General features: G+C 70.8%; 21 protein-coding genes. 12 read left to right on the top strand and 9 right to left on the bottom strand.

Annotated features, from left to right (window positions below):
- Positions 1 to 133: 133 nt before the first annotated feature.
- On the top strand, positions 134 to 1,507 hold the full coding sequence (locus tag ABFX51_RS14780; RefSeq protein WP_346054010.1) for an FAD-binding oxidoreductase: 1,374 nt from the start codon (positions 134 to 136) through the stop codon (positions 1,505 to 1,507).
- Here ABFX51_RS14780 and ABFX51_RS14775 read toward each other — a convergent pair.
- From ABFX51_RS14775 to ABFX51_RS14755, 5 genes are all read right to left on the bottom strand, one after another.
- The gene (locus ABFX51_RS14775) at positions 1,442 to 2,194 is read right to left on the bottom strand and encodes a 3-hydroxybutyrate dehydrogenase (protein WP_346054009.1); all 753 of its coding nucleotides are present in this window, start codon (positions 2,192 to 2,194) and stop codon (positions 1,442 to 1,444) included. The genes ABFX51_RS14780 and ABFX51_RS14775 overlap by 66 nt on opposite strands.
- Entirely contained in the window at positions 2,191 to 3,057 is an 867-nt protein-coding gene (locus ABFX51_RS14770) for a VOC family protein (RefSeq protein ID WP_346054008.1), read from the bottom strand. The genes ABFX51_RS14775 and ABFX51_RS14770 overlap by 4 nt, the downstream gene beginning before the upstream one ends.
- 3 nt (positions 3,058 to 3,060) lie before the next feature.
- Positions 3,061 to 3,873, bottom strand: a complete 813-nt coding sequence (locus ABFX51_RS14765) for an alpha/beta fold hydrolase (RefSeq protein WP_346054007.1) — start codon at positions 3,871 to 3,873, stop codon at positions 3,061 to 3,063.
- Between the two features lie 76 nt (positions 3,874 to 3,949).
- On the bottom strand, positions 3,950 to 4,573 hold the full coding sequence (locus ABFX51_RS14760; protein WP_346054006.1) for a TetR/AcrR family transcriptional regulator: 624 nt from the start codon (positions 4,571 to 4,573) through the stop codon (positions 3,950 to 3,952).
- Positions 4,574 to 4,657: 84 nt separating this feature from the next.
- Positions 4,658 to 5,086, bottom strand: coding sequence for an organic hydroperoxide resistance protein (locus ABFX51_RS14755; protein ID WP_346054005.1), 429 nt, complete (start codon positions 5,084 to 5,086; stop codon positions 4,658 to 4,660).
- Positions 5,087 to 5,248: 162 nt separating this feature from the next.
- Between ABFX51_RS14755 and ABFX51_RS14750 the strand changes: the two genes are divergently transcribed.
- On the top strand, positions 5,249 to 5,866 hold the full coding sequence (locus tag ABFX51_RS14750; protein WP_346054004.1) for a chorismate mutase: 618 nt from the start codon (positions 5,249 to 5,251) through the stop codon (positions 5,864 to 5,866).
- 172 nt (positions 5,867 to 6,038) lie between these two features.
- Here ABFX51_RS14750 and ABFX51_RS14745 read toward each other — a convergent pair whose 3' ends face one another.
- Together ABFX51_RS14745 and ABFX51_RS14740 are read right to left on the bottom strand one after the other, a co-directional pair.
- Positions 6,039 to 7,136 carry a mandelate racemase/muconate lactonizing enzyme family protein gene (locus tag ABFX51_RS14745; RefSeq protein WP_218153617.1) on the bottom strand — a complete coding sequence of 366 codons (1,098 nt, stop codon included), beginning with the start codon at positions 7,134 to 7,136 and terminating at the stop codon, positions 6,039 to 6,041.
- A complete protein-coding gene (locus ABFX51_RS14740; RefSeq protein WP_346054003.1) occupies positions 7,133 to 8,521 on the bottom strand; it encodes a glycoside hydrolase family 5 protein in 1,389 nt (462 codons plus the stop codon). The genes ABFX51_RS14745 and ABFX51_RS14740 overlap by 4 nt, the downstream gene beginning before the upstream one ends.
- Before the next feature lie 156 nt (positions 8,522 to 8,677).
- Here ABFX51_RS14740 and ABFX51_RS14735 point away from each other — a divergent pair, with 156 nt between their 5' ends.
- From ABFX51_RS14735 to ABFX51_RS14690, 10 genes are all read left to right on the top strand, one after another.
- Positions 8,678 to 9,736, top strand: a complete 1,059-nt coding sequence (locus tag ABFX51_RS14735) for a LacI family DNA-binding transcriptional regulator (RefSeq protein ID WP_346054002.1) — start codon at positions 8,678 to 8,680, stop codon at positions 9,734 to 9,736.
- Between the two features lie 244 nt (positions 9,737 to 9,980).
- The gene (locus ABFX51_RS14730; RefSeq protein WP_346054001.1) at positions 9,981 to 12,545 is read left to right on the top strand and encodes a hypothetical protein; all 2,565 of its coding nucleotides are present in this window, start codon (positions 9,981 to 9,983) and stop codon (positions 12,543 to 12,545) included.
- A 32-nt stretch (positions 12,546 to 12,577) separates the two neighbouring features.
- Positions 12,578 to 13,888, top strand: a complete 1,311-nt coding sequence (locus ABFX51_RS14725) for an ABC transporter substrate-binding protein (protein WP_346054000.1) — start codon at positions 12,578 to 12,580, stop codon at positions 13,886 to 13,888.
- 3 nt (positions 13,889 to 13,891) lie between these two features.
- The gene (locus tag ABFX51_RS14720) at positions 13,892 to 14,815 is read left to right on the top strand and encodes a carbohydrate ABC transporter permease (RefSeq protein WP_346053999.1); all 924 of its coding nucleotides are present in this window, start codon (positions 13,892 to 13,894) and stop codon (positions 14,813 to 14,815) included.
- A gap of 6 nt (positions 14,816 to 14,821) precedes the next feature.
- Positions 14,822 to 15,643, top strand: coding sequence for a carbohydrate ABC transporter permease (locus ABFX51_RS14715; RefSeq protein ID WP_346053998.1), 822 nt, complete (start codon positions 14,822 to 14,824; stop codon positions 15,641 to 15,643).
- A gap of 261 nt (positions 15,644 to 15,904) precedes the next feature.
- Complete coding sequence (locus ABFX51_RS14710) at positions 15,905 to 17,362, top strand: fumarylacetoacetate hydrolase family protein (RefSeq protein ID WP_346053997.1); 1,458 nt, start codon at positions 15,905 to 15,907, stop codon at positions 17,360 to 17,362.
- Positions 17,359 to 18,297 (top strand): 4-hydroxy-tetrahydrodipicolinate synthase, encoded by a 939-nt coding sequence (gene dapA, locus ABFX51_RS14705; protein ID WP_346053996.1) that lies wholly within the window; start codon positions 17,359 to 17,361, stop codon positions 18,295 to 18,297. Before ABFX51_RS14710 ends, dapA begins: the two co-directional genes overlap by 4 nt.
- Positions 18,297 to 19,781 carry a 5-carboxymethyl-2-hydroxymuconate semialdehyde dehydrogenase gene (gene hpaE / locus ABFX51_RS14700; RefSeq protein WP_346054011.1) on the top strand — a complete coding sequence of 495 codons (1,485 nt, stop codon included), beginning with the start codon at positions 18,297 to 18,299 and terminating at the stop codon, positions 19,779 to 19,781. The genes dapA and hpaE overlap by 1 nt, the downstream gene beginning before the upstream one ends.
- Positions 19,778 to 20,815 carry a 3,4-dihydroxyphenylacetate 2,3-dioxygenase gene (gene hpaD / locus ABFX51_RS14695; RefSeq protein ID WP_346053995.1) on the top strand — a complete coding sequence of 346 codons (1,038 nt, stop codon included), beginning with the start codon at positions 19,778 to 19,780 and terminating at the stop codon, positions 20,813 to 20,815. Before hpaE ends, hpaD begins: the two co-directional genes overlap by 4 nt.
- Before the next feature lie 48 nt (positions 20,816 to 20,863).
- The gene (locus ABFX51_RS14690) at positions 20,864 to 21,532 is read left to right on the top strand and encodes a GntR family transcriptional regulator (RefSeq protein WP_346053994.1); all 669 of its coding nucleotides are present in this window, start codon (positions 20,864 to 20,866) and stop codon (positions 21,530 to 21,532) included.
- Here the strand turns inward: ABFX51_RS14690 and ABFX51_RS14685 are convergent.
- Positions 21,511 to 22,263 carry a 3,4-dihydroxy-2-butanone-4-phosphate synthase gene (locus ABFX51_RS14685; RefSeq protein ID WP_346053993.1) on the bottom strand — a complete coding sequence of 251 codons (753 nt, stop codon included), beginning with the start codon at positions 22,261 to 22,263 and terminating at the stop codon, positions 21,511 to 21,513. The genes ABFX51_RS14690 and ABFX51_RS14685 overlap by 22 nt on opposite strands.
- Positions 22,264 to 22,465: 202 nt before the next feature.
- Entirely contained in the window at positions 22,466 to 22,963 is a 498-nt protein-coding gene (locus ABFX51_RS14680) for a flavin reductase family protein (protein WP_346053992.1), read from the bottom strand.
- Between the last annotated feature and the right edge of the window lie 12 nt (positions 22,964 to 22,975).

Here is a 22,975-nt window from a genome sequence, read left to right as displayed (position 1 = left end):
CAGGCCGACTACCGACACACCACGGCTACCGCTGCTTGACATAAACATTAGGCAGCACTCTGCCGACCAGGCCCGCGCGATCGCCGACGCCCACCGCGTACTGCGCACCTCCCTCCGCGCCTCGCAGGTGCACGTGACCGGCCGGGGCTACACCGAAGGCGTCACGGTGTGGAACGGCGCGGTGCGGCACCGGCCCGCCATCGTGCTGAGCTGCACGACCACCGCCGATGTGGTGCTCGGCGTACGCACCGCGCGTGACCGCGGGCTCCCGCTCACGGTCCGCGGCCGCGGCCACGACTGGGCGGGCCGCGCGCTGAGCGACGGGGGCCTCACGCTGGATCTGCGGCCGCTGCACGAGGTCCGGGTGGACCCCGGCGCCCGGACCGCCGAAGTCGGCGGCGGCGCGTCGGCCAACGACGTGCTGGCGGCGGCCGGCGAGCACGGACTCGTGGCCGCGACGGGCACGATCGGCACGGTGGGGATGGCGGGGCTCACCCTCGGCGGCGGTTACGGCCCGCTCGCCGGGCGGACCGGCCTCGCCGCGGACAACCTGCTGGCCGCCGAGGTGGTCCTGGCCGACGGGTCCGTCGTGCGCACGGACGCCCGGCACGATCCCGACCTGCTGTGGGCCCTGCGCGGCGGAGGCGGCAACTTCGGGGCCGTGACGTCGATGACCGTCCGGCTGCACGCCATCCCCTCCGTCGTGACCGGCTTGGTGCTCTACCCCTGGCACCAGGCCCGGCAGGTGCTGGAACGGGCTCGCGAGGCGCAGCACGCCGCGCCCGCCGACCTGACGATCCAGGTCGGGGCGATCGCCGCGCCGGACGGCTCCCCCGCCCTGCTGGTGCTGCCGACCTGGGCCGGGGACACGGCGACCGGCGAGGACCCGTCGGGGCCGGTGCAGGCGTTGACGCGGCTCGGCGATCCCCTGCTCGCCCAGCTGGAGGCCGCGCCGTACGCGGCCGCGATCGCCGGGCGGGACGCGATGTTCCCCGACGGGAGGTACGTGACCATCCGGACCCGTTCGATGCCCGGTCTCGTCGACGACGTGATCGACGTCGTCGAGCGCTTCGGCGGCCGGCTGCCGACGCCGCTGTCCGGGATGACCTTGCACCACTTCCACGGCGCCGCGGCCGAGGTCGCCACCGCCGACACCGCGTTCGCGCTGCGCGGGCCACACCTCATGGCCGAGATTCTCGGCATCCGCGAAGCGGGCGAACCCGGCGAGCCCGTCGACAGCTGGGCCGATGCGGCGTCCGCGGCTTTGGCCGGGTCCGCCTTCCCGGGCGGGTACGCCAACCTCCTCGGCCCGGAGGCGGCCGACCAGCTCGCCGGAGTCCACGGGGACAACCTGCCCCGCCTGCAGCGGATCAAGGCGGCCGTGGATCCCGAAGGCGTCTTCTCGGCGACGCCGTTGCCGATGGCCGCCCCGGAGCCGACGTCAGGCGGCGCTCCAGCCTCCGTCGAGGACCAGCTCGGTGCCGGTCACGGCCGAGGCCTCGGGTGAGCAGAGGTACGCCACCGCGGCGGCGACCTCACCCGGTTCGATGAGGCGCTTCACCGCCGACCTCGCCAGCAGCACCTCCGACACCACCTCGTCCGTGCTCAGGCCGTGCACCGCGGCCTGGTCGGCCAGCTGGTTCTCGACGAGCGGGGTGCGCACGTAACCCGGGCACACGCAGTTGCTCGTGACGCCCTTGGCCGCGCCTTCCAGCGCGATGACCTTGGACAGCCCGAGCAGGCCGTGCTTGGCGCTGACGTAAGCGGACTTGTAAGCGCTCGCCCGCAGGCCGTGGATGCTCGAGATGTGGACGATCCGGCCCCAGCCGCGCTCGTACATCCCCGGCAGGACGGCCCGGGTCAGCAGGAACGGAGCCTCCAGCATCAGCCGCAGCATGAACGCGAACCGCTCGGGCTCGAACCGCTCCAGGGGTGCGACGTGCTGGATCCCGGCGTTGTTCACGAGGATGTCGGCGTCGAACTCCGCCTCGGCGAGGTCGGCGGTCCGGCTGAGGTCGATCACCCTCGCCTCGCCCCCGATCCGTTCGGCTGTCCGGGCCGCGCCTTCGGCGTCGATGTCGCAGACGACGACGTGGGCGCCGAGCGCCGCCAGCCGGGCCGCCACGGCCGCGCCGATCCCGCTCGCCGCGCCCGTGACCACGGCACGGCGAGCCGAAAGGCCGGGCCCGGTCATGACTTCGGTGACGCGAAGGGGTTCGCGTCGGCGTGGTGGTGGCCCCACTCGTCCGAACGCCCGAAGTCGTGCGGGAGCCAGTCGTCGCCGACCTCGATGCCGCCGCAGCCGATCTCCAGGTGGAAACCGCTGGGGTTGCGGACGTAGAAGGAGATGGCCTTGTCGTTCATGTGCCTGCCGAGGCTGATCGAGATCGGCACGTCGTTGGCCCTCGCCCGGTCGTAGGCCCGCCCGACGTCGTCGAGCGAGCCGTGCTCCAGTTCGAGGTGGTGGATCGACGCGGTCTCGGCGGACGCGAGCGCGATGCTGTGGTGCGTTCGGTTGCAGCGGAAGAAGAACAGGCCGGGGGCGCGGTAGTCGGTCAGCTTGAACTCGAGCACCGACTCGTAGAGTTCGCGCAGCTCCCCGAGCTTCGGGCCGGCCAGCACGAAGTGACCGAGGCCGGTCACGCCGCGGCCGCCCGCCGGGCGTTCGGCCCCGAGGCGCACCTTGGCTTCCCCGACGGCCAGCTCCACGCGGTAGCCCACCGGGTCGGTGAACCACCGCAAGTGCGTGGCACCACGCAGTTCCCGTTCCTCCGCCGAGCCGTCCGCGACGGTGAACCCGGCGTCGGCCAGTTTCCGGGTGAGCCGGTCCAGCTCCGGGGGCGAGTCGACGATCCAGCCCAGCTCCCTGGGACGGTCCTGTGTGGACGGATGGAGCGCAAGGCGGTACTTGAACTCGTCGAGTTCGGCGAGGACGACCTCGTCCGTGCCGGACTTGGCGTGGGTGACCCCGACGCCCAGCGTGCGCCCGAGCAGGTCCGTCCACGCGTCGACGTCGGTGACCTCGAGCCCGACGTAACCCAGTTTCCTGATTCCCACGCCTCATCCCTCCGCCGCGGCCGCGCCGCCCCGCAGGAACTCGCGGACGATGTGGTTGAACTCGGGTGCCCGCTCGTACTGGACCCAGTGCCGGCAGTTCGGCAGCACCCGCAGCTCCGCGTTCGGGATCCCGGTGAGGATCCTCGGCGCCCAGGTCAGCGGCACGGTCTGGTCTTCCCGCCCCCACACGAGCAACGTGGGTGCGGTGATCAGGCCGAGGTCGGGTGTCAGGTCACCGAAGTTCGGCGGTACCGGCAGCTCGGGGTGGGCCCGCAGGCTCGACTCGTACCGCTCGTCGATGAGCGCGTCGGTCGCGAGCGACTCGTCGAAGACCATGTGCCGGACGAACTCGGCCATGGCTTCCCGCGACGGCTTGTCCGCGGCCATGTAGGCGAAAAGCCGTTCCAGCCCGGCGGGCCACGGCGGCGCGTCCGGCGGGAGGACCCCGCCCGGCGCCATGAGGACGAGCCGGTCCACCCGGTCCGGGTACCGCATCGCGATCCGCATCGCCACGGCGCCGCCGTAGGAGTTGCCGACCAGGTGGGCCCGCTCGATCCCGAGCGCCGTCATCGCCCGGCACACCCGGTCGGCGGCGTGGAAGATCAACGGCTCGCCCGTTTCCGGCCGCGGGGACTCCCCCCAGCCGGGCAGGTCGACCACGATGTTGCGGTAGTCGGAGAAGGCGGGCAGGTTCCCGCCGAAGTTGCTCATCCCGGTGGCGCCCGGACCCGAGCCGTGCAGCCACACGACCGGGCTGCCCGAACCGGCCTCGGTGTAGGCCAGGCGCGCGTCACCGACATCCAGAGTGCTCGTCATGTGCCGCCTCATTCGTTGTATGTAGCGCTCACTATACAACGGGCGGCGGCGTTATCAAGGGCGATCGAACCCCCCGTCAGCGCTTGCGCTTGGCCGCCCGCTGTTCCGCCAGACCGCGGACGAGGGCGACGAACGGCGCGACCTGCGAACGGTAGCTCTTGCCGTCGAAGCTGTTGCTCACCGAAAGGCCGTCCGTCAGGGCGCGGCCGAGCACGGCCAGCTGCTGGACGAGGGCCTCGTTGTTCTTGCCGCCGTGCGGCGCGAAGATCGGGGTCAGCGCGGCCACCCACGACGCGTGGGCGTAGTCGCGGATCCGGCGCACGGTCGCCTGCACCGCCTCCGCGTCCTTCTGCGGGCCGATGCTGATGGCGACCAGTAGCTGGAGGTAGTCCGGCCGCCGGTCGAGCGATTCGCAGGCGGCGGAAAACCACGCCTCGAGGCGGTCGAGCGGCGCCAGTTCGTCGTACGACGACGGGTTCGGGAACAGCGCGTGCAGCTCGTCGAAGGTGCGCTCCAGCAGCGCCGCCAGGACGCCGAGCTTGCTGCCGAAGTGGTAGTAGATCGAACTCGGCGGGAGCCCGGACTGCGCGCTGAGGTCCGAAATGGCCATGCCGTCGTAGCCCTTTTCGCCGACGAGGGCGCGAGCCGCGTTCAAGATGACCTCTCGGCTGCTCGCCCCGGAGCTGGAATCCCTCGCCATGCGGCCATGATAGGTCCGCGACGGCCCCGCTCCCCCACCGGGCGCGCCGGGCCGGCGATCTCCGCGCCGGCCCGGCGGTCGCCCTCAGGCGACGGTCGCGTCGACCGTCACCGGGATGTTGCCCCGCGTCGCGTTCGAGTACGGGCAGATCGCGTGGGCGCCTTCGACGAGCCGGTCCGCGGTGGCCTGGTCCACACCGGACAGTTCGACGTGCAGCGCAGCACCGAGGGAGAACCCGCCTTCCGGCGTCGGGTGCACCTCGACCTCCGCGACGACCGCGGAGTCGGTGACCGCGACCTCGCGCTGGGCCGCGACGGCCTTGAGCGCCGAGTGGAAGCACGACGCCCAGCCGGCGGCGAACAGCTGCTCCGGGTTGGTCGCGCCACCGGGTCCGCCCATCTCCTTGGGGATCGCCAGCGAGAGGTCCAGCAGGCCGTCGTCGGTCCGCGCCTGCCCTCCCGCGCGGCCGTCGCCGGTCGAGGTGGCGATGCCGACGTACAGGGGCTTGGCCATGAGAGGAATCCCTTCTCCGTCGCGGCCGAACCGCGATACCGAACGTTCTATCACTTTCCACTGTGCGCCGCGATGCGGTCGCTGTCAAGACTGATCGTTCTATCTTGTGGAGATCGCGCTATAGTGAGCGCTACACACAGCGTGCGAAAGTGAGGCAGGCAGTTGGGCAAGCGCAGCAGGGTGGCCCGTGGTGTCGCGGTCACCGCACTGGCGGTGGCCGGCACGATGTCGGTGACCGCTCCCCCGGCCACCGCCGCGGACGCGCCCGCGACCGGCGTTCCCGCGCCGCACAAGGCTTTCGGCAGGCTCGGCGCACTGACCGACCTCGTCGTCGAGCGCCTGCGCGTGAGCGACGACGTGGCGGCGGCCAAGTTCGGCACCGGCTCCCCGATCGACGACCCGGCCCGCGAACAGCAGGTGCTCGACCAGGTGCGGCAGCAGGCCGGGGCACTCGGCCTGGACCCGGAGCAGGCGGCGGCGTTCTTCGAGGACCAGATCACCGCGAGCAAGCAGGTGCAGCGGGGCCTGTTCGCCCGCTGGACCGCCCACCCGGGCGAAGCGCCCACCACCCGCCCGGACCTCGGCGAGATCCGCACCCGGCTCGACCGGCTGACCACGGACCTGCTCGGGCAGCTGAAGTCCACTGTGGACGTACGCGCCAAGCGAACGGCGTGCACCGTCCAGCTCGCCGTGGCCACCGGATCCGCGGTCGTCCTCGGCCGGCTGGACGCCCTGCACCGGGAGGCGCTCGACACCGCCGTGCAGTCCGTGTGCGCCTAGAGCGGTTTCGCTCCGGGCAGGTGGCGCTGAACCGGACGAAGCGCGGCGGAAGACCGCGTGTGCGAGCCCGCGGGCGCTGCCGAGCGGGCCGACGTGGGCAACCAGGGCCAGGCCACCATCCGACGAGCGCTGCGCGCCGTTCAGGGAGGAGCCGGGCGCCGCACCCGTGAAATCAGCTGCCCAGTCGGGACACCTGACGCTCGGCTGCGGCGATGAACCCGGGTTCGAGTTCCACGCCCCAGCCGGGTCCCGAAGGAGCCGGCACCCGTCCGCCGACGACCTCCGGCAGCGGACCGTAGATTCCGCGGGTCCACGGGGTGTCTTCGATGCTCCACTCCTGGTAGTGGTGGCACGCGGGCATCGCGGCGGCGAGGTGCAGGGTGAACACCTGCAGCAGCGAGCTGTTCGCGCAGTGGGGGGTGCACGGGATACCGGCGGCCTCGGCGAGCACCGCCACCTTCCGGGCGCGGGACACGCCGCCGAGGTAGCCGATGTCCGGCTGCACGATGTCGACCACGTGCCCGGTGATCATGCGCTGGAACTGGGAGAGCGAAAAGTCCTGTTCACCCCCGGACACGGGGATGTCGAGCGCCGCCGTCACCCGCGCGGTCTGTTCCAGTTCGGGGAAGGGGCACGGTTCCTCGAAGTGGAAGTAGCCGTACTCCTCGAGCATCCTCCCCACCCGGACCGCCCGGGCGGCCGTGAACCCGCCGTTGGCGTCCGCGGAAATGTGGATCTCCTCGCCGAGTTCCTGCCGCAGGTGCCTGATGATGTGTTCGGTACGCCCCGGCGCGGCGTCGACGTCCCGTCCCATCGCTTCGCCGACCCGGATCTTCACGGCCCCGAAGCCGGATTCCCGGATGTGCCCCAGCAGCCGCTCGGCCTCCTGCTCCGGACTGATGTCACGGCGCATGCTCGACGCGTACACCGGCACCGAATCCCGGGCGTGCCCGCCGAGCAGCTTGCTCACCGGTTGACCCGTACTGCGGCCGAGGATGTCCCACAGCGCCGTGTCCACACCGGACAGTGCCCGGTGCAGGAAACTCCCGGGGAACTTGTAGTGCCTGCGGAGGCAGTCGTCGACGAGGACCTCGAGGTCCCAGGGATCACGGCCCAGGAAGCACGGGGCGACCATCGTGTGCAGCACCCGCGCGGTGAGCGCGGCTTCGTAGGGGGCGGTCTGGCCGATTCCCTCGGCACCGTCGTCGGTGCGGACGCGCACGACCGCGATCGGTCCCCTGACGAACGTTTCGATGCTCTCGATCTTCACAGGTGGGCTCGCAGGACGTCGGTCAGGCGCGTTCGCTCGACGCAGCGGCCGAAGGCGAAGCAATCGGCGAGAGCCCGGGCTTCCTCGGCGCCGACACCGAGGAAACACCGGGCGAAGTCGTCGACCATGGGTTCGGCCAGCAGGATGTGCCTCACCAGCACCTGCACCCATTCCCGTTGCCCGAACGGGCGCGGGTCGAACCGCGGGAACTCCTCCGCCACCGTCCGCTCCAGCGGGTCGAGGATGTGCCGGATCCCGGCGTCGGTCCCGCCCCACAGGTCCACGCCGAGCCGTGCCTTCTTCTCGAGTACCGGGGCGATGCGCTCGAGGTAGGGCGAGGTCCTCTCCACGTGCACCACGCCCTGCAGCCCGATGTCCTTGTAGGTCCACAGGCTCCAGCCCGCGTCGTGCTCGTCGTAGATCTCCAGCTGGTCGGCCAGCACCCGGTAGCGCGACTCGTCCCGTTCCGCGTGTCCACTGTAGACAGGACCGAACTCGCCGACCCAGATCGGCGTCCCGGTGCCGCGCATGTACTCCGACCGCTGGAGGAAGCGCTTTTCCAGGTACCGCTGGTCGACGTACTCCCCGCGTGACACCCCGGGATAGGGCCCGGCGTCCGCGAACCCCGCGAGCGCGTAGTCGTGCACGGTGTAGACGGTGTTGGGCCAGGGGTCCCGGAACATGCCGAATTCGGTGGCGTTGCGGTTCCCGTCCAGGAAGATCACGTGGTCCGGGTCGACCGCCCGGATCGCCTGGTGCAGCCGGGCGTAGAACGGCTCGATCACGTGCCCCTCGGGGTCCGCGGGCTCGTTGAGCGGGTTGTAGCCGGCGACCCACGGGTTCCCGCGGTACCGGCCGGCCAGCGTCTGCCACAGGTGCACCACCCGGTCCTGGAAATGCCGGTGCTGCCAGAACATCGACCTGTGGGTCGGGTTGTCGCTGTGCCAGCGCTGGTTGTGGTGGCCGGGTGCGGCGTGCAGGTCCAGCACCGTGTAGAGACCGTGCCGGGCGCACACGTCGACGGCGCGGTCCAGCAGCCGGAAGCCCTCCTCCTTCAGTTCCATCGGCCGGTCGTCGTCTTCGAACAGCCGGTAGTGGAACGGAACGCGGACGCAGTTGAGGCCCAGACCGGCCAGGAAGGCCGCGTCGTCGTCGGTGAAGAACACCTCCTGGAAGCGGTCGAAGAAGGCGTCGTGGACCTCCTGCCCCAACAGCGCTCGCATCGCCTGGCGATGCAGTTCCTCGGTCGAGGGGAACCCGGTGATGAAGTTCTCCAGGTTCAGCCACCCACCGAGCCCGACCCCGCGCAGGCGCACGGGCGTGCCGCTCGCGGTCACCAGCCGGCTTCCTTCCACCCGCAGCGGCGGTGTGGCGTCGTTCGTCAAGTCTTCACCCCTCGGGGCCGGATCGGAGCACGGAGAAGCACCGCCGGCGGCACCGGGCCGCCCGGGCGCAGGGCACCCGCCGACCATTCTGGTCAGCGCTCTGACCTGGTGTCAATCGTTATCGATAACGTTTGAAAAGGGAGTATGGTCAGCCAGGTGACGAACAGTCGGGTGACCATCCGCGACGTCGCCGCGCGAGCGGGCGTGTCGGTGGCGACGGTGTCGAAGGTGCTCAACAACCGGTACGGCGTGGCCGCGGCGACGGTGGCGCGCGTGCGGGAGGTCATCGCCGAGCTCGGCTTCGAGTCGAGCCTGGTGGCGCGCAGCCTGCGCAACCACCGGACCAACGTCATCGGCGTCCTCGTGTGGGCCATCGAACCCTTCAGCGCCGAGTTGCTCAAGGGCGCGGAGCGCGCGATGCGGGACAACGACTACGAACTCGTCATCTACTCCGCCGGTGGCGTGGGCCCGCGGGACCTCGGCTGGGAGAACCGCTACCTGTCGCGGCTGTCGGGCACGTTGATCGACGGGGCCGTGCTGGTGACGCCCACCGTGTCGGCGCCGCGTTCCGACGTTCCGGTCGTCGCCGTCGATCCCCACACGGGCGGCGAAGACGGACCCACGGTCGGCGCCGACAACTTCCGGGGCGCCCGGATGGCGACGGAGCACCTGCTGTCGCTGGGGCACCGGCGCATCGGCTTCCTCGGCCGGCCGCCCCGGGACCTGAAGTCGTCGCAAGAGCGGGAGGACGGCTACCGCAGCGCGCTCGCCGCGGCGGGCGTCGCGTTCGACCCCGGCCTGGTGCGGGCCGCCGGTTACCAGGAGGACGTGTCCCGGCAGGCCGTGCACGAGCTGCTGTCCCAGCCGGACCGGCCCACGGCCATCTTCGCCGCGAACGACCTGTCGGCACTGGTCGCGATGGACGAAGCCACGACACTGGGGATCCGGGTGCCGGACGACCTTTCCGTGATCGGGTTCGACAACGTGCCGGAGAGCATGATGGCCGATCCCCCGCTCACCACGATCGAACAGCCCATCCAGCTCCTGGGCAGGCGGGCCGTCGAGATGCTCGTCGAGATCCTCGCGGGCAACGAGCCCGCCGAAACCCATGTCCGGCTGCCGACCCGGCTGGTCGAGCGCGCCTCTTGCGCCGCGCCGCCGAAGGTCGTCCGGCCGGTGACCGGTTCGAGCGCTTCCGGGAGCGTGCAGGTATGACCTTCCCGCCGGCGGCCCGCCCTCCGCCTCGTCCCCACCGTCCACAGTAGAACATGCTCTGACCAGCTCATCGGAACCGCCTCGCGGTTTCGCCGGTACGCCTTTTTCTCTTTACTGGCAACAATGTTCCCGCAACCCCGCCCTTGACGGCGCGGCGCGACCGGAACTAGCCTTCGTGAAATAGTTCTTCCGAACTACGGAATCTCGGTGTTTTCCCGTGCGTGACGCAAGGAGGCGAACGCAGGTGCCGGATCGTGCCGATGCCCATGTGCTGATCACCCTCGCCGACGGGACCGACCCGGTCGCCCCCGTGCCCTGGGCCGTGTCGATGCTGCGGGAGGCGCTGGCAGAAAAGGGAATTCCCGTGTGGACGGACGAGTCCGGCCCGAGCGCCGCCGTCGTGCGCGCCGAGGTGCTCGAAGGACTCGGTCCCGCGGAGGCTTTCCTCATCGAGCCAGGACCGTCGGCCGGTGAAGTGCTGGTCCGCGCCGGTGGTGCACGGGGCCTAGCGCACGGGCTGACCGAGCTCGCCGACCGGGTGCGGCACTCAGCGGACCCCGTCACGACGATCCGGACGGCGGAATCGGCTCTCCGCGCTCCCGCCGTCGCCGTCCGCGGTGTGCTGCGCGCCTTTTCCAGCGATGTGCTCGACCGTCCGTGGCTGTGCGACCGGGATTTCTGGAAGCGCTATCTCGACGAGCTCGCCCTGCACCGGATCAACCGCCTGCACCTGGCCCTGGGCATGCAGTACAACTACTCGCACGACGACGACGTCCGCGACAACTACCTGTGCTTCGCCTACCCGTTCCTGCTCCCGGTACCCGGTTGGGAAGGCGTCGGGGTGGCCGGGTTGTCGCAGCGGGAACGAGCGGAGAACCTCGCGGCACTGCGGTTCGCCAGTGCCGAGGCCCAGCGCCGTGGCGTGCATTTCCAGCTGGGACTGTGGAACCACGCGGTTCGACCGGAGCTTGTGGACAGTCCGAACCTCCGCTACCCGGTTCACGGCCTGGCGGACGAGGAGGTCGCCGAGTACTCGGCGGCCGGGCTGCGGGAACTGCTGCGGGAATGCCCCTCGATCGACGGCCTCACCTTCCGGGTGCACTACGAGGGTGGCGTGCCGGAGGCAGGTCGTGCCGCCTTCTGGCGAACGGTGCTGAGCGGTCTGCGGGACGCCGGAAGGCCACTCGACGTGGACCTCCACGCGAAGGGCGTGGACCAGGACCTGCTGGACGCGGCACAGGCGACCGGCGCCCACGTGGTGGTTTCGGCGAAGTACTGGGCAGAACACCAGGGCCTGCCCTACCACCAGGCGGCGGTCCGGCCGCTGGAGGCGGCGCGCCCGGCCGACGGCGACGGGCTGCGTGGCATCACCCAGAACACGCGGCGGTTCACCCGCTACGGCTATGGCGACTTCCTCCGCCTCGACCGGAACCACGACCTGCTCTTCCGCGTGTGGCCGGGCAGCCAGCGGTTCCTGCTCTGGGCCGACCCGGAGCTGTTCGCGGGGTACGGGCGGATGAGCGGAATCGCCGGAGCGCTGGGCGCCGAGCTGTGCGAGCCGTTGACCTTCCGGGGCCGCAAGGACACCGGACGCGGGGCGACACGGGATCTCTACGCCGATCCCACGCTGCGGCTGGGCACCGCGGACTGGCGGAAGTACAGCTACGAATACGGCCTGTGGGGACGGCTGATGTTCGACCCCGACAGCGAACCCGAGTCGTGGCTGCGCGAGCTGCGCACGCTGGCCGGCGACGCCGCCGAGGACCTCGCCGCGGCGCTGAGCGCGGCCGGCAAGGTGCTGCCACTGGTGACCGTCACGCAGACGCTCAGCGCCTCCAACAACTTCTTCTGGCCCGAGGTGTTCACGGACCTGCCGATCGCCCGCGCCGCCACCTCGGAAACGTACGGGTTCGACCTGGCAGCGCCGGGCACGTGGGGCACGGTCAGCCCGCTCGACCCGGAACTGTTCGAATCCGCGGACGACTACGCCCACGGCCTGGTCACGCGGACGCCGTCCGGGAAGTGCACCCCGGACCAGGTGGCGACCTGGCTCGACGGTTTCGCGACGGACGCGGAGGCGGCGCTCGCGCGGGCACGGCGGCTCGCCACCGACGCCTCGGCACCCGGTTTCCGCCGGATCGCACTCGACGTGACGATCGAGCTGTTGCTGGCCCGGTTCTTCGCCGGCAAGATCCGGGCCGGCGTCGGGTACTCGCTGTTCCGGGAGACCAAGGATCCACGCCACCTGCGCGAGGGACTCGAGCACTACCGGTCCGGCCGCAACGCGCTCGCGGAGATCGTGACCGTCGCCGAGGGCGTCTACGCGGCGAACCTCGCGTTCGGGGACCGCCCGACCGAGCAGGGGCACTGGCGCGACCGGCTCGGCCAGATCGACCGCGACCTCGACGAGCTGCGGCGGGAGCTCGACGAGGCGGTGCCCCCGGAACACCCGGTGGAGATCCGGCCGGCCCGGACAGGTCCGCGGCCCGCGGTCACCTGTGTGCCGCCCGCGGGGTTCGTCCGCGGTGAGCCACTGGTGGTGCGGGCGGAAGCGGCTCCCGGGATCGAACTGACGTTGCGGGTGCGCCACCTCAACCAGGCCGAGGCGTACCAGGACATCGCGATGACCGCCGACCGGGAAGGCGGCTTCACGGCGGAGATCCCGCCGGACCGCACGACGGGCGCCTATCCGATCGCCTTCTTCCTCGTCGCGCGCAGCACGGCCGGCCCGGACGCCTGGATCGTCCCCGGCCTCGACAAAACCTTGGCCAACCAGCCCTATCACGTGGTGCTCGAACAGCGCGGGTGAACGCGGATCGGCACCGACACGAAAGGAGCGCCATGCCCGGCATCCCCAGCACAGCGAAGTTCCGGCCGCTCGCCGTCGCCGCCGCCCTGCTCGCGGGCACCACCGCGATCACCGCGTGCGGCGGGTTCGACGCCTCGAGCGGTTCGGCGGGATCCAGCGGGATCGGCGGCACCATCCGGGTCAGCTCCGAGACCGGACAGCCGTACCTGAAGGACGCGGCCGACCGGTTCCAGAAGCTGCACCCGGGCGTGACCGTCCAGTTCGTGCAGTCCCCGTCCAACACCTACCAGACGACCGTGCGGGCCCAGCTCGCCGCGGGGCACGGCCCGGACGTCATGTTCGTCTGGGGCGGGACCGGCAACTCGATGGCGACCAAAACCCTGGCGCAGGCCGGTCTCCTGGAAGACCTCACGGGTCAGCCCTGGGCGTCCACGATGGGCGACACGGCCACGAGCCTGGTGTCCTACCAGCAAAAGGTGTACGCGTTCACGTCGTACCAGAACCCCACCGGGGTCGAGTACAACAAGGACCTGCTCGGCAAGCTCGGCGTGTCGGTGCCGACCACGTTCACCGAACTCCTCGGTTTCTGCCGCACCGTGGCCGGGAAGGGGATCACCCCGATCGCGATCGGCAACCAGACCGGTTACCTCAACACCGAGATCCCGATCGAACTGGCCAATACACTCGTGTACTCGCAGGACCCGCAGTTCGCGCAGCACGTCACGAGCGGCGCGACGACCTGGACGGGGTCCGCGCTGTGGCGCGACGCGCTGACCAAGGCGCACCAGGAGTACCTGCAGATGCGGGACGCCCACTGCTTCGAGGACAACTCGACCGGTTACTCCGACACCCAGGCCACGCAACTGGTGTCCTCGGGCAAGGCGCTCGGCGTCGACATCATCTCGCCCGCCGTCGACGACCTGAAGCAGGGCAACCCGAACCAGCACTACGACATGTTCGAACTCCCCGCCACCGACAACCCCGCGGACACCTACCTCACCACGAACACGGGCGCCGCCTACGCCGTCGCCAAGTCGAGCCCGAACAAGGCGACCGCGCTGGCGTTCCTCGCCTACATGGCCCAGCAGGACCAGATCGACGAGGCGTCGAAGGCGAACTTCGGGGTGCCCTACACGCCCGCCCCGGGCGTGACCGTGCTGCCGGAGCTGCAGGGCGTCGCGAACCTCTACCAGGCGAAGAAGACCGCGTTGTGGCCGACGAACTTCTGGCCGAGCTACGAGACCAAGCAGGCGATGATCGCCGCCGACCAGGACCTGATCCTGGGCAGGAAGACCGTCCAGCAGGTGGTGGACGCCGTCCAGAACTCGCTGCACGGAGCCTAGGCCATGACAGTGACCAGTGAGCGGGTCGCCGAGCCGCGAGTGCGGAAAGGCCCGGCGCGCCGCCGGAAAACCTCGGCTACCAAGGTGCCGTTCTGGTTCGCGGTTCCCTGCCTCGTGGTGTTCTTCGCCGTGGTGGCCTACCCGACCGTCCAGGGAGTCCTGTACGCCTTCACCGACTGGAGCGGTCTCGGTAGCGCGATCCACTTCAACGGCCTGGCGAACTTCGTCGCGTTGTTCTCCTCCAGCGACACCGTCGGCGCGCTGTGGCACACCGTCCTCATGGCGGTGGTCATCACGGTGGTGCAGAACGCGATCGGGCTCGCACTGGCACTCGGGGTCAGCTCGCGGGTCAAGAGCCGGAACGTGTTGCGGACGCTGCTGTTCGCGCCCGTGGTGATGACGCCGATCATCGTCGGATACCTGTGGCAGTTCATCTTCGTCCCCGGCGGGCCCGTGGCGAAGCTGAGCGGCCTGGCCGGTGTGCACGCGGGTGAGAACGTGCTCGGTGACCCGTCCCTCGCGATGTGGGGCATCGTCGCGATCGTCGTCTGGCAGTACGCGGGCTACTCGATGGTCATCTACCTCGCCGGCCTGCAGAACATCCCGGCGGACGTGCTGGAGGCCGCGCTGGTGGACGGCGCCGGCCCGGTCAAACGGTTCGCCTGGGTCACCTGGCCACAGCTGCGCACACCCACCCTGATCAACATCACGCTCTCGCTGATCACCTCGCTGAAGCTGTTCGACCAGGTCATCGCCACGACGCAGGGCGGGCCGGGGAACGCCACGCAGACACTGTCCACGCTGCTGTACAACGAGGCGTTCCTCTACAACAAGTACGGCTACGGCATCGCGCTCGGCCTGATCGTGTTCATCCTCATCGCGGTGATCTCGTTCGGGCAGATGCGGGTCTTCCGGGAACGGAGCTGAACGGCGATGACCAGGTACACGTGGCGCACCGGCCTTCTCGAGGTCGTGATGCTGGCCGTCACGGCGGTGTTCGTCTTCCCGCTGTGGCTGCTCGTCTCGGTGGGCTTCCGCTCGTCCGCCGAGGTGGCGCAGAACCCGCTCGCCGCGCCCACGCGGTTCGACCTGAGCAACTTCAAGCTCGCCTGGGAGCAGGGGCAGCTCGGCTCCGCGTTCCTCAACAGCATCTACATCGTCGTGGTCACCGTGGTGGCGCTGGTCGTCGTCGGCGCATGCGCGGGTTACTACTTCGCTCGCGCGGGCACGGGAGGACGGCGCTGGTACGGGATCGTCGCCGCCGGGATGATGGTGCCCTTCCAGATCGGCGTGCTCCCGCTGTACCGCACGTTCTCGGCGCTGGGCATCTCCGCGAACCCGGTGTCGGTGATCATCTTCAACATCGGCATCCAGCTGCCGCTGACGATCATCCTCTACACCGGTTTCATCCGCCAGGTCCCGGTGGAGTACGAGGAAGCCGCCCGCGTCGACGGCGCCGGCACCGTCCAGGTCTTCCGGCGGGTGATCCTGCCCCTCCTGCTGCCCGTCACCGGCACCGTGATCGTGCTCGACGGACTGGCCGTGTGGAACGAGTTCTTCACCCCGCTGCTGTACCTCGGCGGCACGCCGAACGTCACCGTGCCCGTGCAGATCTACGGCTTCGTCGGCGAGTACAGCAGCAACTGGGGCGAGATCTTCGCGGGCCTGCTGATGGCCAGTCTCCCGGTCCTGGTGCTGTTCTTCGTCTTCCAGCGGTACATGATCCGCAGCTTCGGCAGCGGCCTCAAGGGGTAGCGGCGATCCGGCAGCAGTCAGCAGTCGCGTTGGTAACCGCCGGACACGACGACCGACACGACCGAGACCCACGAGACCGCAGCCATCCGCACACTCCGTTCGCGGTGAGAATCGAGACGCCGCCAGCACGGAGGTCGCGCCGCCGCGCCGGGGTGTAACAGCTCCCCTGCACCCCGCAGTCTTGACACGACAGCCCGGCTCACTCCAGAATCTCCTCAGATCGTATATGACATCGTTGATGATGTGGCCCGAGGAGGGGCAGTGAGCGAAGACCCGGTGACCCGCCTCTTCGGCAGGCGACCCGGCAAGGTGATCGCCGTCCACCTCAGCTACGCGTCGCGGGCGGCGCAGCGTGGGCGGACCCCGGCGCACCCCTCGTACTTCCTCAAGACCAGCTCCTCGGTGACGGGGCCGGGAACGGTGGAGCGCCCCGAGGGCACGGAACTCCTCGGCTTCGAAGGGGAGATCGCGCTCGTGCTCGGCAAGGCCGCGCGCCGCGTCTCCCCCGGCGACGCGTGGGCGTGCGTCGGCTGGGTGACCGCCGCGAACGACCTCGGGCTGCACGACCTGCGCAAAGCCGACCGCGGCTCGAACGTGCGCTCCAAGGGCGGCGACGGCTACACCCCGCTCGGCCCGGACCTGATCCCCGCGGACCGGCTCGACCCCGCCCGCATCGGCGTCCGCACCTGGCTCGACGGCGCACTGGTGCAGGACGACAGCAGTGCCGGGATGCTGTTCCCCTTCGCCCTCATGCTGGCCGACCTCTCGCGCGTGATGACGCTGGAGCCCGGCGACGTCGTGCTCACCGGCACCCCGGCGGGCGCGTCCGTCGCGGAGCCAGGACAGCGGATCGAGGTCGAGGTGTTCTCCCTCGACGACCCAGGCGTCACCTCGGGCAGGCTGACGACGGAAGTCGTCGCGGCACCGGCACTTCCGGGCTGGGGCAGTCCGTCCGAAGTGGACGACGCCCAGCGCGCGGACGCCTGGGGAGCCCCGCCCGCGCCCGTCCTCACCGACGACCTGCGCACGCGCCTGGGCAGGGTCGCCGTCGCGACGCTGTCCGTGCAGCTGCGCAAGCGCGGGTACGACGACTCCTCGATCGACGGCGTGCGCCCGCTCGTCCCCGGCACCCGGCTCGTCGGGACGGCTCGCACGCTGCGGTATGTCCCCTACCGCAAGGATCTCTTCGCGGCGCACGGCGGCGGGTACAACGCCCAGAAACGGGCGATCGACTCACTCGGTCCCGGTGATGTGCTCGTGATGGAGGCCCGCGGCGACGCGACGGCCGGCACCATCGGGGACATCCTCGCGCTGCGCGCCCAGGTGCGTGGCGCGGCGGGCGTCATCACCGACGGCGCCGTCCGCGACGCGCGCCCGCTCACCGAACTCGGCCTGCCCGTGTACTGCGCCGGGCACCACCCCGCCGTGCTGGGCAGGCGGCACGTGCCGTGGGAGACGGACACGACGATCAGCTGCGGCGGGGCCACCGTCCAGCCCGGCGACGTGATCGTGGCCGACGACGACGGCGCCCTCGTCATCCCGCCCGGCCTCGTCGAGGAGGTGCTGACCGCCGCCGAGGCGCAGGAGGAGGAAGAGGCGTTCATCGCCGAAATGGTGGGCCGCGGCGAGTCCGTCGCGGGCCTGTACCCGCTCGACGCGGGCTGGCGGCGGCGTTTCGAGACCTGGCGCGCGGACCAGCGAACGGAAGGACCACGATGAAGTACCGCTCTGACCCGTCCCGCATCCGCGGGTCGATCGCCCCGCTGTTCACGCCCTTCACCGAAGACGGCGCCGTGGACCACGATTCGCTGCGGGCGATGGTCCGCTGGCAGCTGGCGAACGGCTCGCACGGCATCTCGATCGGCGGCTCCACCGGCGAACCGTCGTCGCAGACGCTCGCCGAGCGCGCCGAGGCGATCCGCACCGTCGCCGACGAGGTGGGCGACCGGGTGCCGTTCGCGCCCGGCACGGGTTCGGCCAAGCTCGACGAAACCCTGGAGCTGACCCAGATCGCGGCCGACGCCGGTGCCGACGTCGTCCTCGTCATCACGCCCTACTACGCGCGGCCCACGCAGGAAGCGCTCTACAGCTGGTATTCCACGATCGCCAGGGAGTTCCCGGACCTGCCGGTCGTGGCGTACAACGTGCCCGTGCGCACCGCGGTCGAGATCGCGCCGGAGACGTTCGCGCGGCTCTACCGCGACCACGAGAACATCGTCGGGATCAAGGAGACCACCAAGGACTTCGAGCACTTCTCCCGCGTGATGCACCTGTGCGGCCGGGACCTGCTCATGTGGTCGGGCATCGAACTGCTGTGCCTGCCGCTGATCGCGCTGGGCGGCGCCGGGTTCGTCTCCGCGCTGGCCAACATCGCCCCGGCCGCGGTGGCGCAGACCTACGAGGCGGCCGTCGCCGGGGACTGGGACCGCGCCCGCGAGCTGCACTACGGCGTGCACCCTCTGGTGGACCTGCTGTTCGCCGAAACCAACCCGGCGCCCTCGAAATGGCTGATGGCGCACCGCGGGCTGATCCGTTCCGGGCACGTGCGGCCGCCGCTGATCCCGCTGACCGAACAGGGCCAGGACAAGGTCCGCGCGCTCGCCGCCCAGGCCGGGCAGTACCTGACCCCCGTTCCGGCAAGGAGCCTTCCGTGATGCAACTCCCCCAGTCCATCCGGCACCACATCGACGGCGAGTCCGTCGACTCCGTGCACGGCGGCACGTTCGACGTGCTGGAGCCGACGAAGAACACGGTGTACACCACCGCCGCCGCGGGTGACGCGGCGGACATCGACGCCGCGGTCGCCGCCGCCCGCCGCGCGTTCCGGGACGGCCCGTGGCCGCGTCTGCGCAACCGCGAGCGCGCCCGCGTCCTCAACCGGATCGCCGACGCGGTCGAGGCCCAGGACGAGACGCTGGCGGCGATGGAGTCGTTCGACACCGGGCTGCCGATCACGCAGGCGAAGGGCCAGGCGCGGCGGGCCGCGGAGAACTTCCGGTTCTTCGCCGACCTGGTCGTCGCGCAGACCGACGAGGCCTACCGCGTGCCGGGCGCCCAGCTCAACTACGTCAACCGCAAACCGGTCGGCGTGGCCGGGCTGATCACGCCGTGGAACACGCCGTTCATGCTGGAATCGTGGAAGCTCGCCCCCGCGCTGGCCGCGGGCTGCACCGTCGTGCTCAAGCCCGCGGAGTTCACGCCGCTGTCGGCGTCGCTGTGGGCGGGGATCTTCGCCGAAGCCGGTTTGCCGGACGGGGTGTTCAACCTCGTCAACGGCATCGGCGAGGTCGCCGGTGACGCGCTGGTGAAGCACCCGGACGTCGACCTCATCTCGTTCACCGGTGAGACCACGACCGGCAGCACGATCTTCCGCAACGCCTCCGACCGGCTCAAGGGCCTGTCGATGGAGCTGGGCGGCAAGTCGCCCGCGGTGGTCTTCGCCGACGCCGACCTCGACGCGGCGCTGGACTCCACCCTGTTCGGCGTGTTCTCCCTCAACGGCGAGCGCTGCACGGCTTCCTCGCGCATCCTCGTCGAGCGGCCGGTCTACGACGAGTTCGTCGCCCGCTACGCCCGCCGCGCCGCCGCGGTGAAGGTCGGCCATCCGGCCGATCCCGCCACCGAGGTGGGCGCGCTGGTGCACCCGGAGCACTATGAACGCGTGCTGGGCTACGTCGAGATCGGCAAGACGGAGGCGAAGCTCGTCGCCGGTGGCGAGCGGCCCGCGCACCTGCCCGAGGGCAACTACCTGGCGCCGACGGTGTTCGCCGACGTGCCCCGCACGGCGCGGATCTTCCAGGAGGAGATCTTCGGCCCGGTCGTGGCGATCACGCCGTTCGACACCGAGGACGAGGCGGTCGAGCTGGCCAACGACGTGCGGTACGGGCTCGCCGCGTACGTGTGGACCAACGACCTGCGGCGCGCGCACGACGTGTCGGGGCGGATCGAAGCGGGCATGGTCTGGATCAACTCGCACAACGTGCGCGACCTGCGGTCCCCGTTCGGCGGGGTCAAGGCCTCGGGGGTCGGGCACGAGGGCGGCTACCGGTCGCTCGACTTCTACACCCAGGAACAGGCGATCCACGTGACGCTGGGCGACGTGCACACGCCGCGGTTCGGAAAGGACGGAGACCAGTGAACGCACCGGACATCGTGCGCTGCGCCTACCTGGAGCTGGTGGTCGGCGATCTCGCCGCGTCACGGGAGTTCTACGTGGACGTGCTCGGCCTGGTGGTGACGGAGGAGGACGAGCACGAGATCCACCTGCGCGGCCTGGAGGAGTTCATCCACCACAACCTCGTGCTGCGGCAGGGTCCCGTGCCGGCCGCGGCGGCGTTCGGGTTCCGCGTGCGGCACCCGCGGGAGCTGGACCGCGCCGAGGAGCACTACCGGGCGCTGGGCTGCGAAGTCCGCCGTGAGGCCCCGGGATTCCGGCGCGGGATCGGCGAAGTGGTGCGGGTGCTGGACCCGCTGGGTTTCCCGTACGAGTTCTTCTACGACGTGCAGCACGTGCCGCGGCTGACGTGGAACTACGAGCGGTACGGGGCGGGCGCGATCGTCCGGCTCGACCACTTCAACCAGGTGTACCCGGACGTGGCGCGTGGCGCGGAGTACCTGGAGGACCTGGGTTTCCGCCGCACCGAGGACATCCGCGACGACGACGGCGTCACGTACGCGGCGTGGTTCGCGCGCAAGGACACCGTGCACGACACGGCGTTGACCGGCGGGGCGGGGCCGCGGATGCACCACATCGCGTTCGCCACCCACGAGAAGCACAACATCCTCTACATCTGCGACAAGCTGGGCGCGCTGCGGCGCTCGGACGCGATCGAGCGCGGGCCGGGGCGGCACGGGGTGTCGAACGCGTTCTACCTGTACCTGCGGGATCCCGACGGGCACCGGGTGGAGATCTACACGCAGGACTACTACACCGGCGACCCGGACAACCCGCTCGTGACCTGGGACGTGCACGACAACCAGCGGCGGGACTGGTGGGGCAACCCGGTCGTGCCCAGCTGGTACACCGAGGCGTCGACGGTGCTGGACCTGGACGGGAACCCGGTCCCGGTGCGCGAGCGGGAGGAGGCGCGCGAGATGGACGTGACGATCGGCGCGGACGGCTTCTCCTACACCCGGAAGGGCGAGGGGTTCAAGGTCGGGGAGCAGCTGTAGCGCGACGCTAGGATGACGGTCCACGACACGGAAAGCGGAGGGGCGGCCATGAGGGACACGACGGCTGCCCCGAAGCTGTCCAAGTCCGAGACGGTGTACCGGGAGCTGCGGAGCCGCATCCTCAGCGGCCGGTACGTCACCGGGTTCCGGCTGGTGCTGGACCAGCTGGCCCGCGAGCTGAACGTCAGCACGGTCCCGGTCCGCGAGGCGGTGCGGCGCCTGGAGGCCGAAGGGCTGGTCACGTTCACGCGGAACGTGGGTGCCGAGGTCGCGGGGATCGACACGGCGGACTACGCGGACGCGATGCAGACGCTGGCGTACCTGGAGGGCGCGGCGACGAGCCTGGCCGCGCCGCACCTGGGTGCCGAACAGCTCGCCGAAGCGGCCGAGGTGAACGAGGAGATGCGCGCGCTGCAGGCCGGGACGGGTTTCGACCCGGTGCGGTTCACCGAGCTGAACGAGCGCTTCCACCGCCTGCTGTGCGACGCGTGCCCCAACCGGCACCTGCGGGACCTGCTGGGGCGGGAGTGGCAGCGGATGTCGCTGATCAGGCGGTCCAGCTTCACGTTCGTGCCCGGCCGGTCGGCGGATTCGGTCGCCGAGCACGAGCGGATACTGGAGCTGCTGCGCGAGGGCGCCCCGGCCGACGAGGTCGAACGCGTGGCGAGGGCGCACAAGCTGCGGACGCTGGACTCCTACCTGGCCGCCCGTTCCTGAGGGCGGCGCGACTCGAAGCCCGCCGTCGACAGCAGTGCGGTGCTGACCGCCCGGTCGGCGACGGTCAGGTCCTGGTGCCGGCCGGCCTGACCGCTCCTGAGGTAGACGAGGACCCCGCCCTGGTCGTGCAGGCGGGCGATGGACGCGTCCAGACGTGCGCGGCAGGGGCAGCCGGTGCCACCGAGGACGGCACCCGTGACGCACTCCAGCTGCGTCCCCACCGGGCCGGGCGTCCGCCCGAAGATCACGAGGTGCCGCAGGCCGCTCGCGGTGTCCAAATAGGACTCAGCGTGCAACGGGCCCCGGCCGGTGGGCAGCTCGATGGCCGCCACTTTCCGCAGCGTCCCGGCGAACCTCGGCGCGCCGATGGCCGCGCAGTCGGCGGTGACGATGCCGTGTTCCGCCGCGAGCGCGCGGACTTGCGCCGCCGTGGCAACGTTTCCCCCGTCATCGACGACGGTCGCGAGCAGTGCGGCCGCCGGCAGGCCCGCCTGACGGCAGAGGTCGATCGCGGCCTCCGGAAACCCGTACCCGGCAGGCGCGGGGTCGGCCGGCACCCGGATCGGGAGCACGTGGCCGGGGCGCCGGAGATCCTCGGGGCGCGTGGCCGGATCGGCCAGGAGGCGTGCGCAGTGCGCGCGGTCGGCGGCGCTGATCCCGGTGGTGATGCCGTTCGCCGCGTCGACCGACACCGCGTACGCGGGTCCGCTCGCAGGCCCGCCCGCCACCATCGGGGCAGGCGAAGCTCGTCGGCTCGTACGCTGTCCAAAGCGACGGACAGCAGGCCCGAGCTGTGCCTCACCACCCACGCGGTCCACCTGGTCGAGGCGAGCGACGCGGGCAGCGCCACCACGCCCTGGTCCTGCCCGAGGAGGAGGACCGGCTCACCGGCCCGGATGGCGCGCACGCCGTCCAGCACCACCTCCCGGCCGGTCATGTGCCGCTCAACCGCCGAAAAGCCGACCGGTGGAACACGAGTGGCGCGTTGTCGGTCTCGGTCTGGAAAGCACGCACCCGCAGCAGCGCGATGCGGTGGTCCCCCGCCGGGATCTCGGAGTCCAGCTCGCAGTCCAGCCACGCGGCGGCACCGTCGAGGAACACCGCGCCGTTGCTCGTCGTGTGGACGGTGAGACCGGCGAAGCGGTCGCCCTGTTTCGCCGCGAGCTGGCGGCAGGCGTCTTCGTGCCCCGCCCCCAGGATGGTGACTCCGAGGTGTGAAGCGGTGCGCAGGCGTGGCCACGTGGTCGAGCCGTTGTCGGCGCAGATCGACACCAAGGCAGGAGCGAGGGAGACGGAGGTGAACGAGCTCACGGCCATGCCGACGGGCCCGCCGTCGAGCAGGGCGCAGACCGCGGCGACTCCGCTGGGGAAATGCCCGTAGGCTTGGCGTAGCACCTGCTGGCTGGTGCCTTCGTCCACAATGGTCAGCATCGTTGCTCCTCA

Source organism: Amycolatopsis dongchuanensis (genome assembly GCF_039542405.1).
Classification (GTDB): Bacteria; Actinomycetota; Actinomycetes; order Mycobacteriales; family Pseudonocardiaceae; genus Amycolatopsis_E; species Amycolatopsis_E sacchari.
This window is presented reverse-complemented; position numbering and strand designations above follow the sequence as displayed.

Coding starts and splice junctions, on each gene's coding strand:
- dapA (WP_346053996.1), top strand. CDS start 17,359: ATGAAGTACCGCTCTGACCCGTCCCGCATCCGCGGGTCGATCGCCCCG.
- hpaE (WP_346054011.1), top strand. CDS start 18,297: ATGCAACTCCCCCAGTCCATCCGGCACCACATCGACGGCGAGTCCGTC.
- ABFX51_RS14755 (WP_346054005.1), bottom strand. CDS start 5,086: ATGGCCAAGCCCCTGTACGTCGGCATCGCCACCTCGACCGGCGACGGC.
- ABFX51_RS14765 (WP_346054007.1), bottom strand. CDS start 3,873: ATGACGAGCACTCTGGATGTCGGTGACGCGCGCCTGGCCTACACCGAG.
- ABFX51_RS14775 (WP_346054009.1), bottom strand. CDS start 2,194: ATGACCGGGCCCGGCCTTTCGGCTCGCCGTGCCGTGGTCACGGGCGCG.
- ABFX51_RS14715 (WP_346053998.1), top strand. CDS start 14,822: ATGACCAGGTACACGTGGCGCACCGGCCTTCTCGAGGTCGTGATGCTG.
- ABFX51_RS14720 (WP_346053999.1), top strand. CDS start 13,892: ATGACAGTGACCAGTGAGCGGGTCGCCGAGCCGCGAGTGCGGAAAGGC.
- ABFX51_RS14685 (WP_346053993.1), bottom strand. CDS start 22,263: ATGGTGGCGGGCGGGCCTGCGAGCGGACCCGCGTACGCGGTGTCGGTC.
- ABFX51_RS14760 (WP_346054006.1), bottom strand. CDS start 4,573: ATGGCGAGGGATTCCAGCTCCGGGGCGAGCAGCCGAGAGGTCATCTTG.
- ABFX51_RS14725 (WP_346054000.1), top strand. CDS start 12,578: ATGCCCGGCATCCCCAGCACAGCGAAGTTCCGGCCGCTCGCCGTCGCC.
- ABFX51_RS14690 (WP_346053994.1), top strand. CDS start 20,864: ATGAGGGACACGACGGCTGCCCCGAAGCTGTCCAAGTCCGAGACGGTG.
- ABFX51_RS14680 (WP_346053992.1), bottom strand. CDS start 22,963: ATGCTGACCATTGTGGACGAAGGCACCAGCCAGCAGGTGCTACGCCAA.